The organism is Nitrospira sp. (assembly GCA_016715825.1).
In the GTDB taxonomy this organism is placed as follows: domain Bacteria; phylum Nitrospirota; class Nitrospiria; order Nitrospirales; family Nitrospiraceae; genus Nitrospira_D.
This window is the reverse complement of record JADJXO010000001.1, coordinates 321,976-337,096: the sequence shown is the minus strand read 5'-3', so window position 1 is coordinate 337,096 and position 15,121 is coordinate 321,976. Positions and strand designations below refer to the sequence as shown.

General features: G+C 55.3%; 15 protein-coding genes. All 15 read right to left on the bottom strand.

What is annotated here, in order from left to right:
• Positions 1-17: 17 nt before the first annotated feature.
• Complete coding sequence (locus IPM58_01635) at positions 18-1,787, bottom strand: hypothetical protein (protein ID MBK9305806.1); 1,770 nt, start codon at positions 1,785-1,787, stop codon at positions 18-20.
• Between the two features lie 15 nt (positions 1,788-1,802).
• The gene (locus tag IPM58_01630; GenBank protein MBK9305805.1) at positions 1,803-2,528 is read right to left on the bottom strand and encodes a hypothetical protein; all 726 of its coding nucleotides are present in this window, start codon (positions 2,526-2,528) and stop codon (positions 1,803-1,805) included.
• Positions 2,509-3,597 carry a flagellar hook-associated protein FlgK gene (gene flgK, locus IPM58_01625; protein ID MBK9305804.1) on the bottom strand — a complete coding sequence of 363 codons (1,089 nt, stop codon included), beginning with the start codon at positions 3,595-3,597 and terminating at the stop codon, positions 2,509-2,511. Before flgK ends, IPM58_01630 begins: the two co-directional genes overlap by 20 nt.
• A 6-nt stretch (positions 3,598-3,603) precedes the next feature.
• Positions 3,604-4,110, bottom strand: a complete 507-nt coding sequence (gene flgN, locus IPM58_01620; GenBank protein ID MBK9305803.1) for a flagellar export chaperone FlgN — start codon at positions 4,108-4,110, stop codon at positions 3,604-3,606.
• Positions 4,111-4,187: 77 nt separating this feature from the next.
• Entirely contained in the window at positions 4,188-4,493 is a 306-nt protein-coding gene (gene flgM / locus IPM58_01615) for a flagellar biosynthesis anti-sigma factor FlgM (protein MBK9305802.1), read from the bottom strand.
• An 87-nt stretch (positions 4,494-4,580) separates the two neighbouring features.
• Positions 4,581-4,958 (bottom strand): rod-binding protein, encoded by a 378-nt coding sequence (locus IPM58_01610; protein ID MBK9305801.1) that lies wholly within the window; start codon positions 4,956-4,958, stop codon positions 4,581-4,583.
• A 35-nt stretch (positions 4,959-4,993) separates the two neighbouring features.
• Positions 4,994-6,133, bottom strand: coding sequence for a flagellar basal body P-ring protein FlgI (locus tag IPM58_01605; protein MBK9305800.1), 1,140 nt, complete (start codon positions 6,131-6,133; stop codon positions 4,994-4,996).
• Positions 6,134-6,431: 298 nt separating this feature from the next.
• Positions 6,432-7,241 carry a flagellar basal body L-ring protein FlgH gene (locus IPM58_01600; protein MBK9305799.1) on the bottom strand — a complete coding sequence of 270 codons (810 nt, stop codon included), beginning with the start codon at positions 7,239-7,241 and terminating at the stop codon, positions 6,432-6,434.
• The gene (gene flgA / locus IPM58_01595; GenBank protein ID MBK9305798.1) at positions 7,241-8,038 is read right to left on the bottom strand and encodes a flagellar basal body P-ring formation protein FlgA; all 798 of its coding nucleotides are present in this window, start codon (positions 8,036-8,038) and stop codon (positions 7,241-7,243) included. Before flgA ends, IPM58_01600 begins: the two co-directional genes overlap by 1 nt.
• A 10-nt stretch (positions 8,039-8,048) precedes the next feature.
• Positions 8,049-8,840 (bottom strand): flagellar basal-body rod protein FlgG, encoded by a 792-nt coding sequence (gene flgG / locus IPM58_01590; GenBank protein ID MBK9305797.1) that lies wholly within the window; start codon positions 8,838-8,840, stop codon positions 8,049-8,051.
• 101 nt (positions 8,841-8,941) lie between these two features.
• Complete coding sequence (locus IPM58_01585; GenBank protein MBK9305796.1) at positions 8,942-9,712, bottom strand: flagellar hook basal-body protein; 771 nt, start codon at positions 9,710-9,712, stop codon at positions 8,942-8,944.
• Positions 9,713-10,004: 292 nt separating this feature from the next.
• Positions 10,005-10,754 (bottom strand): FliA/WhiG family RNA polymerase sigma factor, encoded by a 750-nt coding sequence (locus tag IPM58_01580; protein ID MBK9305795.1) that lies wholly within the window; start codon positions 10,752-10,754, stop codon positions 10,005-10,007.
• Between the two features lie 23 nt (positions 10,755-10,777).
• Positions 10,778-11,647 (bottom strand): MinD/ParA family protein, encoded by an 870-nt coding sequence (locus tag IPM58_01575; protein MBK9305794.1) that lies wholly within the window; start codon positions 11,645-11,647, stop codon positions 10,778-10,780.
• Between the two features lie 18 nt (positions 11,648-11,665).
• A complete protein-coding gene (gene flhF / locus IPM58_01570; GenBank protein MBK9305793.1) occupies positions 11,666-13,012 on the bottom strand; it encodes a flagellar biosynthesis protein FlhF in 1,347 nt (448 codons plus the stop codon).
• Between the two features lie 8 nt (positions 13,013-13,020).
• Positions 13,021-15,117 (bottom strand): flagellar biosynthesis protein FlhA, encoded by a 2,097-nt coding sequence (gene flhA, locus IPM58_01565; GenBank protein MBK9305792.1) that lies wholly within the window; start codon positions 15,115-15,117, stop codon positions 13,021-13,023.
• Between the last annotated feature and the right edge of the window lie 4 nt (positions 15,118-15,121).

Here is a 15,121-nt window from a genome sequence, read left to right as displayed (position 1 = left end):
CAAACTTGAGAACGATCCTACCGGAGATGTTTCAGGAGGGAATTGTCGAAAATCCGACCGAGCGTCTCGCCCGCAGCTTGAATCGCGTATTCTTGCCGCGTAAGATCGGAGATGGTACGTGCCAAATCGATATCTTCGAACGAGGACAGCGTATTCGTGGCCAGTACTCTGGCGTCCTCCAATGCCGAGGAGGTGGCTTCCAAGCGATTCGCGAGCGCGCCGACTTCGGCCTGAGCGGCCGATACCTGACTCAGTGCATGATCTAAGTCTCCTAAGCTCTCCTCGACACCGGACCTAAAATTTCCTCGTAGCGCGGCAAGCAGGTGTTGCACGGCCTCAAACACATTGACATTCGGACCGCTGAAGACTTCGTGGCCAGGAATGCTTGTTGAGATCACTTCCCCGTCGGCCACTTCAATGTCCTGAATGGTGGAATCTCCCGCATATCGGCTCTGGCTGACGACATGAAAGAGATCCCCTGCGGTAGGCGGTGCTGTTCCGTCGCTGATCGTGAGCTGAATACCATCAAATGTTATCGCGGATCCCGAGACGTAGGTCTGTCCGCTCAGCACGGTCTTAGGGGCAAGCGTCACGGAGAAGCGATCTCCGGTCACCGGCGTTCCTGGCTGGTCGTGCGCAAGTATGACGCGCAACCCATCAAACTCGATGGGGCTACCAGATACATACGAGTTCCCCGTCGACAGGGTCGACCCCGTCGTCGTGTTCACGACAGAATACTGTGACGAAGACGTGAATTGAATCTCGTACGAATCGAGGGTCAGACGCTGATGATCGATGACCCCGGCATCGATGGCACCAACACGTCCAGTATTAGCGATGTTCGCCGTCACGCCAACCGGCACTGAGGTATTCACGACATCGAAACTCCCCGGTCCCGAGAACCGAATGAGATGGTTGTCGAATGACGTAACGCTTGGGTTACGCACCTGCCCCTGAGAAAGTGTGGCTCCTCCGACATTGCTCGAGGCGACCTGTGTGACGACCGTGGGAACGAATGTGGACGCGCCATTGCCGGCACTCCCTCCGTTGAATCCGAGCAGGCTCCGTGCAGACCCTCCCACCACTTCGGCATTGGCGCTCGGCCCTTCGGAATTCGATGCAATCACAAGGCGATCACTCTCATACGTCACCGACACGCTTTTTCCCGCTGCAAGTAAGGCTGAATCAGTATTAATCCGACTCTGTGCCCGTGCGGCTGTTTCTGGACCAGTGAGCGTCTCGGTGCCGCTTGTTAAATCGATCAGACCGGATGTCACACCATCAATTCTCACGATCAACGTATCGGCGACCGTGTTTGTCAGGGTAATCGGTGTCGAGACCGCGAGCCCCGCGGCGAAGCCATGTCGGCTCGTGCCTCCGAACACCGGTTGATTCTCGTCGAACTCTGCATTGCCCAACTGAAGCAGATGTTGCAAGAGGGCACGCACTTCATGCGCACCAGCCGCTCGTTCAGCCGCACCGTTCGTATCAGATGCATACTGAACCGCCAACTGCCTGATACGCGATAAGGTAGTCGTGGTCCCTTGGAGGGAGGTATCGGCCAGCTCAACTCGTGTCGTTGCCGTGGAAATGTTGCGAAGACGTTGCTCAAGTCTTGTCAGCGTGATTTGTTCCCCGACGATCCGATGGAAGCGACCAGGATCGTCGGAAGGTTGTAAGACCTGTTTACCGGTCGCGAGATGTTCTTGCAATCGCAGCGCGTGAGACCGAGCCCGTTGGTAGCTGTTCACCAGGAATCCAAACACCTGTTGCTCTGTGACACGCATGGTGTGCTCCTCTACCTACCGCTTGAGCGAAATCAAGGTCGACATCATTTCATCAGCCGCGACGATCATGCGCGAAGCTGCTTCAAACGCTCGTTGGAACTTGAGGAGATTGACGAGTTCTTCATCAAGCGAGACACCGGACACTTGGGCGCGAAAATTCTGAAGCTGTTCATGGCGGATCTCTTCTGTTTCAAGACGTTGACCAGCCACCTGAGCGGACACGCCAAGATCTGTCGCAGTCTTCCGATAGGCGTCGAAGAGCGTCGCGTTATCCAGGCCGATAAGCGCCGTGGACTGCAGTGCGACGAGATCCAAACCGTTTTGGTTGTTTCCAGGAACGCCTGCCCGCGTCGAGGACAGCGCAACTTTTGTCGGATCGGAGAACGTCACGGCCAGGTCTCTCGCCGCGTTCTCGCGGGAGTTCACCCGTAAGACATCGTTGGCGGCCGGAGCCCCCGATACCGTCACCGCAATCCCGTCCAGATGAAACGTCTGAGGCCCACTATATGTGCCGGAGGCCGCAGTACTGACCCCACCTGATAATCCAAGCGTGGCCCGTGCCGTTCCGCCTGTCACGTCGACCAAGCTCCCTCCCCCGGTGGAATTCGACTGTACGACCAGTCGATTGGTCGTACGATCAAACAAGACCGTGACCTGACGGCCGGCTGCGGTCAGTGTTGAGTCTGCATTGATTTGACTTTGGACCTCCTCGGCTAGAGCCTCACCAGAAGCATAGGCCAACCCCGGTGATCATCACTGTTCCAGTGGCGATCGATGCAGACCCCACATTCGTGGCAGGCGCCTTGGTTGTAACCGATAGCCCGCCAAAGAAATCTTGCCCCGTCGACCCATCGAGCCCATACCCCACTCGATGAATGCGGTTCACCTCGGTCAGGAGCGAACCAGCCAAGGTGTCGAGGCCTTGTTGGACGGAGGGAATCGTCCGATCCCGGACATCCAGGAGTCCACGCAATTTCCCAGTTCCTATCAGATCACTGATCACATACGGTTGTGACCCTCCAATATCGTATCCGATATCCAGCAGGCCATGATTGTCCAGTGATTCAACTCCGACGAGGTTGCGAGTTGTCTCCTGGTCCACTAAGACAAGTCCACGTGCGGTGAATACCGAAACCGTGCCGTCCGGACGTTCGAGGGTCAGCACCTCGACTCGTGTGGCAAGCTCATTGATTGCCAAGTCCCGCTGATCACGGAGATCATTGGCATTCTGACCGCTGACTTCAGCAGATTTAATCTGGCTATTGAATTGGGCGATCTTGCCCGTCAAGCTATTGATCTCGCCGACGGTTACACCGATTTGCACATCAAGGGCCCGACGGGTCTCAACCAAATCCCCGTTGAGTTGTTCGAATGCGCTCGACAAGGTCGAGGCTCGTGAAAGAACTACGGAACGTGGAGCGACCTGAGACGGTGTGGTCGTCGCATCCTGCAATGCTTTGAAGAACTCATTCAATTTCCCAGACAAGCCCTGTCCTCGTGCATCCCCGAAGAGACTCTCCAACCGGCTCAGTTCATCGCGCGCCACCGTAAACTGGCCCAGATCTTCCTGCGATTGGGTTAACTCCCGGTTCAGGAAGGTGTCCACGGCTCGCCGGATTTCAGCAATCTTCACACCGGTCCCAACTTGCCCAGGACTCCCATCGGCCGGTCGCTGCTCAGTCAGGAGGACCTCATGACGGGAGAAGCCCGGAGTGTTCACATTGCTGATGTTATGACCGGTCACGGTCAACGCTTGTTGCGCAGTGAAGAGCGCGGTCTTCGCCACGTCAAGCAGTCCACTAATTCCCATCGATCATCACCCCTTACACCTGATCAACGTCGCAGGCATGTCCCTCGAACTCCGACCACCCGATATCGAATAGACATCACTTTCTGGAGCAGTCTGCCGATGCGCTTCCAACGCCCGTACAATAAACGATTGAATATTCTTGACGAGCAGCTGGTTGACGGCAATATCCCGTTGGACGGCTCGAACTCGATCAGCGAGTCGTTCATACAGTTCCAAGCCAGCGAACGCCTGTGAACTCTTTATGCTGTGCAGAATGTCCGGCAAGGTCCGACCCGTTCCTGGTAGGCCATGCGCAGCGGAGAGATCTCGCACCAACTCGTCCAACGCTTCCTTCAACCCGCTCAAGCACTCGAGGATCGAAATCCTAGTCTGATTAATCGCGATAAATTCGTGAAGCGCCATGCGCTTAATGGCATCACGCTCTTGGAGAATGTTGTGTGCGAGAAGCTCACATTGTGCGGATTCACGACTGAGGAGATGGATTATCTGCTCGAGAAGGTGTGAGTCTTTCACGATCGACAACCTGCCCATCCATAGGCCAGAACGGAAGTCCGTCCATTGCTGTCGCACAAGCACGAAACGGAATTCGTTTAGAGAATCGCGTCGGTCAGCACCTGTTTCACAAGGGCGTCACCGACGGCACGACCACTGACGTCGTAGGTGCCTGCATCGAGAGAGCGCCTGATGCTCTCCACTCGTTCAGCCCGCTCCGGGTCTGGCTGATTGGCCAGTTCGCGAATTCGCTGAAGCTCCTTCGCTTGAGCAGAAATCTGAACTTCATCCTTTCCTGCTTGCGTACGAGCCGTTGCTTGTCGGGATCCTGAGTTTTCAGCCTCATGCACCCCCAGCAACACCTTGGCAAGATGATCGACTTTCCCATGACCTGAAATCTGCATAACCTCACTCCTTCTTGTGTCTCCAGGGCCATGTTACCGGCCTAGCCTCATCACGACCTTTACCCCGGTCGTACACTCTATCGGTTCCTATTCGCCGGAACTTGAGTCTTTCACAGGAGATGATGAAAAATGTTTATCTGTATATTCCTGTACCATTCTGGCAATCCCAATACCTCCAGATTCAGCCGCCCGTCTCCCGATTTCCTCATCATAGAACGAGTAGAAATAGGCTCCTTGTTTGTTTGCAAGGGCACCTTCCGGAACCGTTTCTCTCATAACCTTCAGTAAATACGAGATAAAATAGGCTTCAAACTCCTGACCAGCCTGAACCAACCGTTCAGGACTTTCGACGGCACCTTGCAATTTCATAGAGTTCAGCCGACTGTCAAGACGACCGGACTGGATGCCAAAATCATGACCTCGATAGGCTGATACTGGCGAAGAGACCCATTGAGAACCATCCATGGATGTCTGTTTGACGGGATACGTCATGCCGTGACCTAAATTATCTCAAGATTGGCCTGAAGAGATCCAGCCGCCCGCAATGCCGAGAGGATGGCCACAAGATCACGAGGAGTCACGCCCACGGCATTCAAAGCCTGTACGACTTCGCCTAAAGTCACCGTTTCATCCACGACAATGAGACGCGATTCTTGCTCCTTAATTTCAGTCTGAACATCCGGAGTAACGGTTGTTTGACCGGCTGCAGAACCAATGAGCGGAGCCGACGGTTGAGATACGTTCAACGTATTCTTCACCGAAATCGTCAGATTGCCATGCGAAATGGCACAGGTCGAAATCCGCACATGCTCCCCTAACACAACGGTTCCGGTCCGTTCATTCACGACGACCTTGGCCACGGCATCGACGGACACATCCAGCCCTTCAATTGAGGCGATGTACTCAACGACACGTCCATGGAAGGGCTGAGGAATCGTCGCCCTAACAGTTCCGGCATTGATCGCTGAAGCGCTGCCCTTCCCGAAGGCGCCTTCGATCGCCTCGGCCGTCCTGATCGCGGTCGTGAAATCAGGTCGCCGTAGAAGCACGGAAACCGTTTCCCACGAGTCGATGTTCACCGGCAGTTCTTTTTCAATGATGGCGCCGCCAGGAACCACTCCGGCCGCTTGATGATTCTTGACCACTGTGGCACCACCCGCCCCGCCCGTCCCTCCGAGAAATCCCCCGATGGATACCGATCCCTGCGCCACAGCGAACACTTGCTGATTCGCAGCCTTTAGCGGCGTCAGCAAGAGCGTACCGCCTTGCAGACTCTTCGCATTGGCCATGGATGACACGACTGCGTCCAGCGTCATACCGGCCTTCGAGAACGGGGGAAGCTTGGCGGTCACCATGACCGATGCAATGTTCCTTGTCAGCAATTGGATCGGGTCAATCACAAGATTGACTCCCATCTTATTCAACATGGACATCATCGCTTGGATCGTGAATTGCCCTCCGATGACTCGGTCTCCGGTACTGTCGAGTCCGACCACTAACCCATAGCCAATCAACTGGTTTTCACGCACTCCCTCGATCACCCCAATATCTTTGATGCGCACGGCATCGGCCGTGAAGGGAGAGACGAGTGTTCCCGTCAGCACCGCTATACTGATCAAGAGCGAGACGTGTAACCGCATAGATAATGGACCTATCGTATCTGTGAACGTTTGAAGAACAGTGCTGGCGACCGTTGTCCCAGAGCGATGCGCGACAGCCATCCCGGCTCTGCTGCTAAATCCTGACTAGGGATCTGATCACGATGCTCCACTCCATAGAATTGAGGTAGGCTCATCTTGGGAGGACTGGAATCCACCCGTCGCACCACCCCACTATGCACCATCATGTGGAGAGCATCATCACTGAGCAGACGCCGCATTGGCATACTGCTTCCCCATACTTTCCGCCTCACTTGAGCCGTCATTGACCCCCTCTTTCTCAAAATGGATAGATCCAATCAAGAATACGAACAAACCAGCCTGGTCGCTGGACATCGTCGAGAACACCGAGCCCAGAATATTCAATCTTGGCATCGGCGATAGCCGATGACAACACCGTGTTTTTGGTATCAACATCCACCCGACGGACGATTCCTCCGATACTCATCAGTTGCTTTTCACTGTTCACTGTGACCTCGCGACGGCCCTCTACGCGCAGGTCACCATTCGGCAACACCTCCGTCACGATCGCCGATATTGTTCCTGTTAGTGTCCCGGCCCGACTCGTCGACCCCTTTCCGCCAAACTTACTGTTAGCGCTCGCATCGATCCCCATTCCGCGACGTGTTTCATCACTGAAACGGATACCTGGTATTCCGATATAGCCCATGCCGCTCCCGATCAGGCTATTTTGGATAGTCGATTCCCGTTGCGCTGCCGTATCGGCTGATTTTGATCCCTTGTGATTTTCAACGATCTTTACGGTAAGAATGTCGCCGATGCGCATGGCACGAAGATCTTCATAGAGATACGCCCGCCCATTTTCTTCCTGCCATAGAGACCCCACGGTTTTTGGTGGTGGCAGTGGAGCCACAGCGACCTTGCTCGAGACATCCGGAGGACTCGAACATCCGCCAAGCAGGAGAATCATAGCCGCCAGCCAGAGTCGATAGCCCACATGAGTCATACCAGCCCGTCGAAACACCGTCCGCAAGCCGTGGAGCGTTGTTCGTGAAGCGCATCGCGTTGTCGGATTCAGCCGTTTCACGAGATCCGCTTCACGCTTCACGAATGGCGCCGTTCGCTTCATCAGAACTCCACCCGAACGAGGCTGGGACCAACCACTTTGGCCGTCAGTTCCCTGCCGGAATCCAGATTGGCAACGGTGATGGTTTGCCCGACCTGTCCGCTTGATTTGGTAATCCCATAGGTTCTGATCGACAGCCCTCCACGTTGCACCTCAATCAGGACTCGGTCGCCTTTTTTCACAGCCAGAGGAGGTCTGATGAATGCAGAGCGCAATGGGACATCTGGTGGAAGAGGCCGTGCGGCACTCATCCCGATGACTTCACGTTCATTCGTCATAAAATGATGATTCACTTGGTGAACACGCATCCGTACCGTCTTAATATCCTCGACATCGATCGGTTCATTGGCCTTCAGAAAGCGGTTGGGGACGACCGCATCGATCATCGCCGTCACATCCGCAACCACTTGAATGGTCTTTTGAGATTTGCCATGTGTGACCGCCACCCGAAACATGCGCCGTCCAGGCCCCTCTTCGTGAGGGCTAGGAATCACATGGAGGTCGGCTGAGTCACCAGAAATGACGACCGATTCAGCGGGGTCCAGAACCGTAACGGAGACCGTTGCCACCTTCTGTTTCCACTCCTTTTCAAGGTACTTTTGAATGACGATAGTCAGTACCTCGACGGTCACCTCACTGGTACCCTTGCGTTCCATACCAGTTGAGAGCTTCGTAGGAATGGCCGGTTTCTTTGTTACGGCCGTTGCGCGGACATCTGCCTGGGTACCAGCCATCACCATCGCTTCAGCCCCAAAAGCCACGATGAGTGAGAGCAGGATCACCATGATGAACCTCGTCACAAGCTACTCCTTACCGTCTGAGATTATTGGCGATGGCCATCATTTCATCAGACGCCTGAATCGTCTTGGAATTGATCTCATAACTGCGTTGAGCGATGATCATATTCACCATTTCTTCGGCCAGATTCACGTTTGAACTTTCCAGGAACCCTTGCTGGATCGTGCCGAATCCGGTGGTAAATCCGCCCGTCCCCTGTGTCGGCGGTCCGGACGCAAAACTATCGATGAAGAGATTGCTCCCCATGGCAACTAAACCCGATGGATTGTCGAATCGTGTGAGCTGAATTTGCCCCACCTGCGAAGCTTGAGTGACGCCAGGAAGTAGAACTGAGACCGTCCCATCTTGACCAATATCCACTTTGAGCGCACCGGAAGGAATGGTAATAACAGGATTGAGAAGATCTCCATCGCCGGTGACAAGATTGCCGACATTGTCACGCTTGAAGGAGCCGTTGCGCGTGTACATGATGGTCCCGTCTGGACGCGATACCTGAAAAAACCCCGTCCCATCGATCGCGAGATCCAATTCATTGTTTGTTTGGCGCATGTTCCCTTGAATCCATTCCTTCGCCACGGTCGTCGGTCGCACCCCAGCTCCAACCTGGATCCCCACCGGGAAGACACCGACATTGGATGCATTTGTACCAGGCAGGCGTTGAATCTGGTACAGGAGGTCTGCGAATTCTGCGCGGCTCCTTTTAAAGGAATTGGTATTGACGTTCGCGAGATTATGCGCGACCGTATCGACGTTGATCTGTTGAGCCGTCATTCCGGTTGCGGCTGTCCACATGGCTCTGATCATCTGAAACCCTCCTCACCGGTTTCTCGCACCGTTTCAGCTTTCAAGTTTTAAGAATGCGAGACACTTGAAACAAGAAACATGAAACGTGAAACTTCCGTCGGCTACAGTACTCGTCCGACATCCTGAATGGCGATTTCAGCCATCCGGTCCATCGTCTGAACTAGTTTTTGCGTTGACTCGTAGTTCCGCATGCCCTGAATCATCTTCACCATCTCGCCGATCGAGTTAACATTTGACTCTTCGACGTGTCCGACCTGAATCTGTGGGTTCTTGCTTTCCGTGCCGTTTTCTGAAAAGAAGAGCCCGTCCGATGACTTCGTCGGCATCTCATCATCTGAGAACTCCATGACTTTGATCTTTGCCACGGGCTTCTCATCAACCCTAATCTCTCCCTGAGTCGAAATGTCCAGCTTCCCTGGTGGAATCTTGATTTCGCCCTTCGTGCCCATGACCGGAAAACCTAACCCGGTGACCAGCCGCCGATCAGAGTCGAGAGATAGCATACCGTTCCGGGTGTACCGAGGCCCTTGAGGCGTCTTCACCTCCAGAAACCCATGGCCTTGAACGGCGATGTCCAGCGGATTGCCTGTTAATCGAACGCGTCCCGCTTCAAAAGTCGTCTTGATCTGATGGGGGGCGACAAATGCACGTTCACTTGGTCCAAAGGGCCTGGCCATAATCTGTTGAGCCAATCCTACCGTCCGACCACCCGTGGGCATCACGGCACTGTACCGGGGAAATATCGCTTTGAACGCCTGCTCATCCTGTTTGAAACCGGCCGTGTTCACATTCGCCATGTTGTTGGCAAACACTTGCATCCGGCGCTCGTGGGCTAACGCCCCTGACAAAACTGGATAGATGCCTCGATTCATGTACGCGACTCCATAGTGGTTTCCAAAGAGTAACAGCAACCCTCGTGCCAGGAGTATCTTCGGAACTCTTTGCTCTTATGACGTTAGGACCTGCTGAATTCAGGTGAGAATTTACGATGAGAGACGACGCCCAATCCGGACAGTCGCTACCCCACAATGAATCTAGGTCCGATTCTTCCGGGTATGGTGAAAATTATTCCTAGCCAGACCGGTGGGTATCACGGAGTTCACACGAGAAGGAGGCCAACGCTATCCTCGGAAGAACACCTGAACCTAAAAGAGGACGCCCCCATCAACTTTCCGGCTGCAGGTGAGCCTTGAGGCGGATGATGGCCTTGGTATGAACCTGACAGACCCGTGATTCCGTCACCTTCATCAACGCCCCGATTTCCTTCATGGTGAGCTCTTCATAGTAGTACAGCGTGAGCACCAGCCTCTCCTTTTCCGGAAGCTGCCGAATAGCCGTGGCAATCACTTCACGTTCTCGTTCGTTGACTAAGGAGGAGAGCGGATCGGGCGTATGGGTATCAGCCAACATCTTGACGACCTTGTGTCCATCCGGCTCATGCAGACTCAAGTCATCAACACTGATCAGGACGGCACCTCTGGCGCGCGTGATGAAATCATCCAGCTCTTCCATCGACATCTTCAACTCCGCGGCCACTTCCTCATCCTGTGGAGGGCGACCCAGTCGGCTTATGAGGGTCACATGCGTTTTTTGGAGAAGGCCAATGCGCTCGTGAACAGATCGCGGAATCCAATCCATCGATCGGATTTCATCCAGCATGGCCCCACGAATGCGAAACTCCGCATAGGTCTTGAATTTTGCCTCGCGGGTCGGGTCATACTTATCCATGGCATCCATCAACCCGATGGTGCCGACCGAAATCAAGTCCTCGGCATCCAGATAAGCCGGAAGTCGAAAGGCCAGCCGATGGGCCATCGCACGAATCACGTGCGCAAACTCTTTGATAAGCTCTTCCCGTCTCGCTTCCTGCGCGACGAATGATTTGCGGTGCTGTGATACGGCTGTCTTTCTCATGGGCGCTCCGTGAACACGTCCTCTCAGTTGCCTACATGCGTCGCTGTTCGTTGCCACACAAGTTGCACGGAGCTCTTGGGAAGGCCTGGCTTTGGCCACTGCGTCACCTGTTGGGCAAGCCGCTTGAAGGCCTGGACGGCCGGCGCGTCAGGAAACATATCGACGACGGTCTTCTGCTGCATCACGGCCATGTGGACGTAGTCGTCGTCAGGAATCATTCCCACCAATTCGACGGCCACATGCAGAAATCGATCGACCGCGACATCAAGCTTCCCAAACACTTCTGAGGCTTCCCGTGGACTCTTGGCTTGATTGACGAGCACCTTGAATCGGCGCTCGCGATATTGGCGTGCCAAGACTTTAATCAACGCGTAGGCATCGGTCAGGGAGGTAGGTTCCGGTGAGATGATGACCATCGTCTCGTCTGCCGACGAGGCGAAAAATGTCACCGTCGGTGAGATCCCCGCACCGGTATCGATCAAGAGGATATCCATCTCCGCAGCCAGATCGGCCAGCTGCTCTTGAATCATCACCTGTTGCGCGTCCGTCAGTGATGTCAGGCGCGAGACACCCGAGCTGGCCGGCAGCACATGGATGCCCGCCGGACCTTGTAACATGATCTCAGCCAAGGTGTGCGAGCCGACAAGCACGTCTTCGATGGTATGCTGTGGAACCAGACCAAGAAGGACATCAAGATTCCCAAGGCTCAGATCGGCATCCAGGATGAGGACTTTCTTCCCCATCTTGGAGAGCGACACGGCGAGATTCGCCACGACGTTGGTTTTTCCGACCCCACCTTTTCCGCTGGTGACCGCAATGACTCGTGTTGGCGATTCACCTGCAGCGTCCGCATCTTCCGGTACAAGGGTGGGCCTTCGCATTCTAAATTGCATTGTGTGACCTCCAGCCAGTTATCCGCGGTGAGTACCAACTCCTGTCATGGCAGGCGTGCCGACCGACGCTCGAACCGATTGACGCTTGACCATCGAAAAGTCGGCAGCTCCATGAGCCGTGAGAAGCGTTGCCAGACGTTCCGATGAGGCAACCTCAAGCTCCCCGGGCACTCGTCGCCCAATACTCCAATAGGAAAGAGGAATACCGACTTGCTGTGACACGTCGAACATCATCCCGAAAGATTCCGTCTCATCAAGTTTCGTAAACAGAAGACGCGGGCGTGGGAGATCGCCGAAACGCCGGGCGATACGACGAGCTTCATGGATCCCGGTAGAGGCTGGAAGAACGACATGGGTCGTGACTGAGTCTTCGGGTAACAGACGGGCCAGATCTTTGGCTAATGTGAGATCGTCCGGTCCGATTCCAGGCATGTCGATCAGGACAACATCGCACCGAGTCTGGCGACGCAATCCTTCAGCGACCTGGCGAGCAGATAGGGCACAGGCGAAGGGCACGCCCACAAGCCTGGCATACCGCCGCATCTGTTCCACCGACGTGTCCCGAAAGGTATCAAATGTGATCAAGGCGACGGATTTCCGATGCTCCGATCGATAATAGGCCGCTAGCTTCGCCACAGCGGAGGTTTTCCCGGCTCCACTTGGCCCAAGAAAAAGATTGATCGTGGGATGCCGATGATCCGCCGACACGGGATCGCTGGTGGGGATGCCCTCTGCAATAGCTCGGTGGAGAGCGCATCGCACTGATTCCTCAGCGGAGGCGTCCTCAGGCAGGAGAGTCGTGTGGACCTCATTGACGAGGAATTCAACCGTTGACGATTGAAGCCCTCGCGCCAAGAGCGAACGGCGCATGGCAATAAGAAGGGGTGATACGGGATGACCAGCCGGGTGGATTGTGTCACGCGAGAGATCCTGTAACAATCGGGTGAGCTCGGCCACCGCCATGCGCATGTGATGTTGACGCTGTCGCCCTCTTTGAACCTGCGTCGGTCTCGAGAGAGGACTCGGGTGATCTCCAGATGGCGTGCTCTGATCCGGATTCGGCTGCAGAATGGTTTGCAGCGTTTGCTGAAAAGTCTGGAACGCGACCGGCGAAGGCGGTTGAGATGCACTGGGAGCCGCGGGTCGCCCGCCGACTTGACGGCTCTCTTTCAACTGGGTGGGCCGTTGCGTCTCTTGTTCCGCAGCCGCCATAATTTCCAACACCGGCCGATTGAATACCCGCAACAACCGTCCCCCTTCATGCACCTCTTTCGACGACAAGATGATGGCATCCGGTCCAAGTTCTTCCTTGATGGCCCGCATGGCATCCTGCATCGTCACCGCATGAAAGATCTTGATCTTCATCGCTTATCCTAGGACGGCTGGGCCAATTCGAGATCGATCCGGACAGTATCGAGGGATTGCAGGCGAACGAACGAATCGACTTCGTTCAAGCCCATGACCGGCACGGAATGCAACAGACGATCGCTGAGACGACGAAGGTGGCGGCGCACCACTTGCGAGCACAGGACAATCGGCTGCTGCCCTCGAGCGGCAACTCGTTCGGCTGCTTGCTTCAGATTGCTCAGAAGTTTGTGCGAGAGCGTCGGATCAAGATTCAACACGGCCCCCGGGGGGAGTGCCGCGACTTGATCCGCCAACGACCGATCAAGCCGTGGATCCAACGTAATGACCTGCAGGGTTCCATCCGGCGCCTGATATTGCTTCGTGATGGTTCGAGCCAGCGACTGCCGCGCATATTCGGTGAGGATATCCGCATCCTTGATGTTCGTTGCCTGGTCTGAGATGGCTTCCAGGATGGATCGAAGGTCTCGAATAGGGATCCCTTCTTTGAGGAGATTGCCAAGGACACGCACGACCGTCCCAAGCGGTACCAGGGTGGGGATGAGTTCCTCCACCAGCTTGGGGTGTGCTTTACCGACCTCATCCAACAAGGCTTGCACTTCCTGCCTTCCCAGCAGTTCATGCCCATGGCGCTTGATCAATTCAGACAGATGTGTCGCGATGGCCGAGCTCGCATCGACCACCGTATAACCGGCAATCTGAGCCTGCTCACGAGCCTCTTCAGGAACCCAGAGCGCCGGCAGACCGAATGCGGGTTCTTTCGTCTCGATCCCCTTCACCAACCCTCGCTGCCCAGTTCCAGGATCGATCGCCAAGAGATGGCCGGGCACGACATCTGCTTTGGCGACCTCCACCCCCTTCAAAATAATGGCATACTCATTCGGGCGGAGCTGGAGGTTGTCACGAATATGAATCGGGGGCACAACAAAGCCCATCGATTCAGCAAACTGCCGCCGTAGCGCCTTTATTCTGTCCAGGAGTGCAGTCCCTTGGGTGCCCTCAACCAGTCCGATCAGTCCATACCCGACCTGAACTTCCATGAGGTCGAGCTGCGTCACACGGGTTACGCCCTCTTCCACCTTGGCTGTGACGGGAGCAAGTGTCGGTGCTGCCTGGACCTGTTCCTGCTGGTGAAGATGGTAGGCGATCCATGCGACCGCACCTCCCAATACGAGAAACGCCACATGCGGAAGACCCGGTACGAGTCCGAGGGTCAGGAGAATCCCGGCTGCGACACCCACCGTTTTGGAGGACATCAACAGCTGGCGAGCCATCTCTCCACCCAGATCTGTTTCCGAAGCGGCACGCGTCACGACGATACCGGCCGCCGTTGAGACAATGAGAGCGGGAATCTGCGCGACTAATCCCTCACCGACAGTCAGCACCGTATAGGTTTGCGCTGCCAACCCCGGACTCATTCCCTGCTGCAAGATACCGATCGCCAAGCCACCGAGAATGTTGACCAAAATAATGATCACAGCCGCGATCGCGTCCCCACGCACAAACTTGCTGGCACCGTCCATCGCACCGTAAAAGTCGGCCTCCTCCGTGATCTCTCGCCTACGGCGGCGTGCTTCAGTTTCATTGATCATCCCGGCATTGAGATCCGCATCAATGCTCATCTGTTTCCCGGGCATCGCGTCCAATGTGAATCGAGCCGCCACTTCCGCCACCCGTCCCGCACCCTTCGTCACGACGACAAAATTGATGATGACGAGAATGGTGAACACGACCAAGCCGACCGTGTAATTCCCACCCACGATGAAGTTTCCGAATGCCCGAATGACTTCTCCCGCCGCCCCAGCCCCCTCATTGCCATGCAACAGAATCAGTCGGGTCGAGGCGATATTGAGAGACAACCGGAACAACGTGATCATGAGGAGGATCGAGGGAAACACCGAAAACTCGATCGGTCTCCGTACCTGGAGCCCGACGAGTAGAATCAGGACCGATAGCGTAATGTCAAAACTCAACAGCAAATCCAGCATGAAGCGCGGCAGCGGCAGCAACATCACCATGATAATGGCGACCACTCCAACGGACATCAGAATATCCGGGTGCTTCAGGAGCTGATTCTTGCTTAGGGGTTCTGTTGCTGTTGCCATACGC

Excerpts from the sequence above, each read along its gene's own strand:
- IPM58_01635 (MBK9305806.1), bottom strand. The coding sequence starts at position 1,787 with ATGCGTGTCACAGAGCAACAGGTGTTTGGATTCCTGGTGAACAGCTAC.
- flgK (MBK9305804.1), bottom strand. The coding sequence starts at position 3,597 with ATGGGAATTAGTGGACTGCTTGACGTGGCGAAGACCGCGCTCTTCACT.
- flgM (MBK9305802.1), bottom strand. The coding sequence starts at position 4,493 with ATGCAGATTTCAGGTCATGGGAAAGTCGATCATCTTGCCAAGGTGTTG.
- IPM58_01610 (MBK9305801.1), bottom strand. The coding sequence starts at position 4,958 with ATGGATGGTTCTCAATGGGTCTCTTCGCCAGTATCAGCCTATCGAGGT.
- IPM58_01605 (MBK9305800.1), bottom strand. The coding sequence starts at position 6,133 with ATGCGGTTACACGTCTCGCTCTTGATCAGTATAGCGGTGCTGACGGGA.
- IPM58_01600 (MBK9305799.1), bottom strand. The coding sequence starts at position 7,241 with ATGAAGCGAACGGCGCCATTCGTGAAGCGTGAAGCGGATCTCGTGAAA.
- flgG (MBK9305797.1), bottom strand. The coding sequence starts at position 8,840 with ATGATCAGAGCCATGTGGACAGCCGCAACCGGAATGACGGCTCAACAG.
- IPM58_01585 (MBK9305796.1), bottom strand. The coding sequence starts at position 9,712 with ATGAATCGAGGCATCTATCCAGTTTTGTCAGGGGCGTTAGCCCACGAG.
- IPM58_01580 (MBK9305795.1), bottom strand. The coding sequence starts at position 10,754 with ATGAGAAAGACAGCCGTATCACAGCACCGCAAATCATTCGTCGCGCAG.
- IPM58_01575 (MBK9305794.1), bottom strand. The coding sequence starts at position 11,647 with ATGCAATTTAGAATGCGAAGGCCCACCCTTGTACCGGAAGATGCGGAC.
- flhF (MBK9305793.1), bottom strand. The coding sequence starts at position 13,012 with ATGAAGATCAAGATCTTTCATGCGGTGACGATGCAGGATGCCATGCGG.
- flhA (MBK9305792.1), bottom strand. The coding sequence starts at position 15,117 with ATGGCAACAGCAACAGAACCCCTAAGCAAGAATCAGCTCCTGAAGCAC.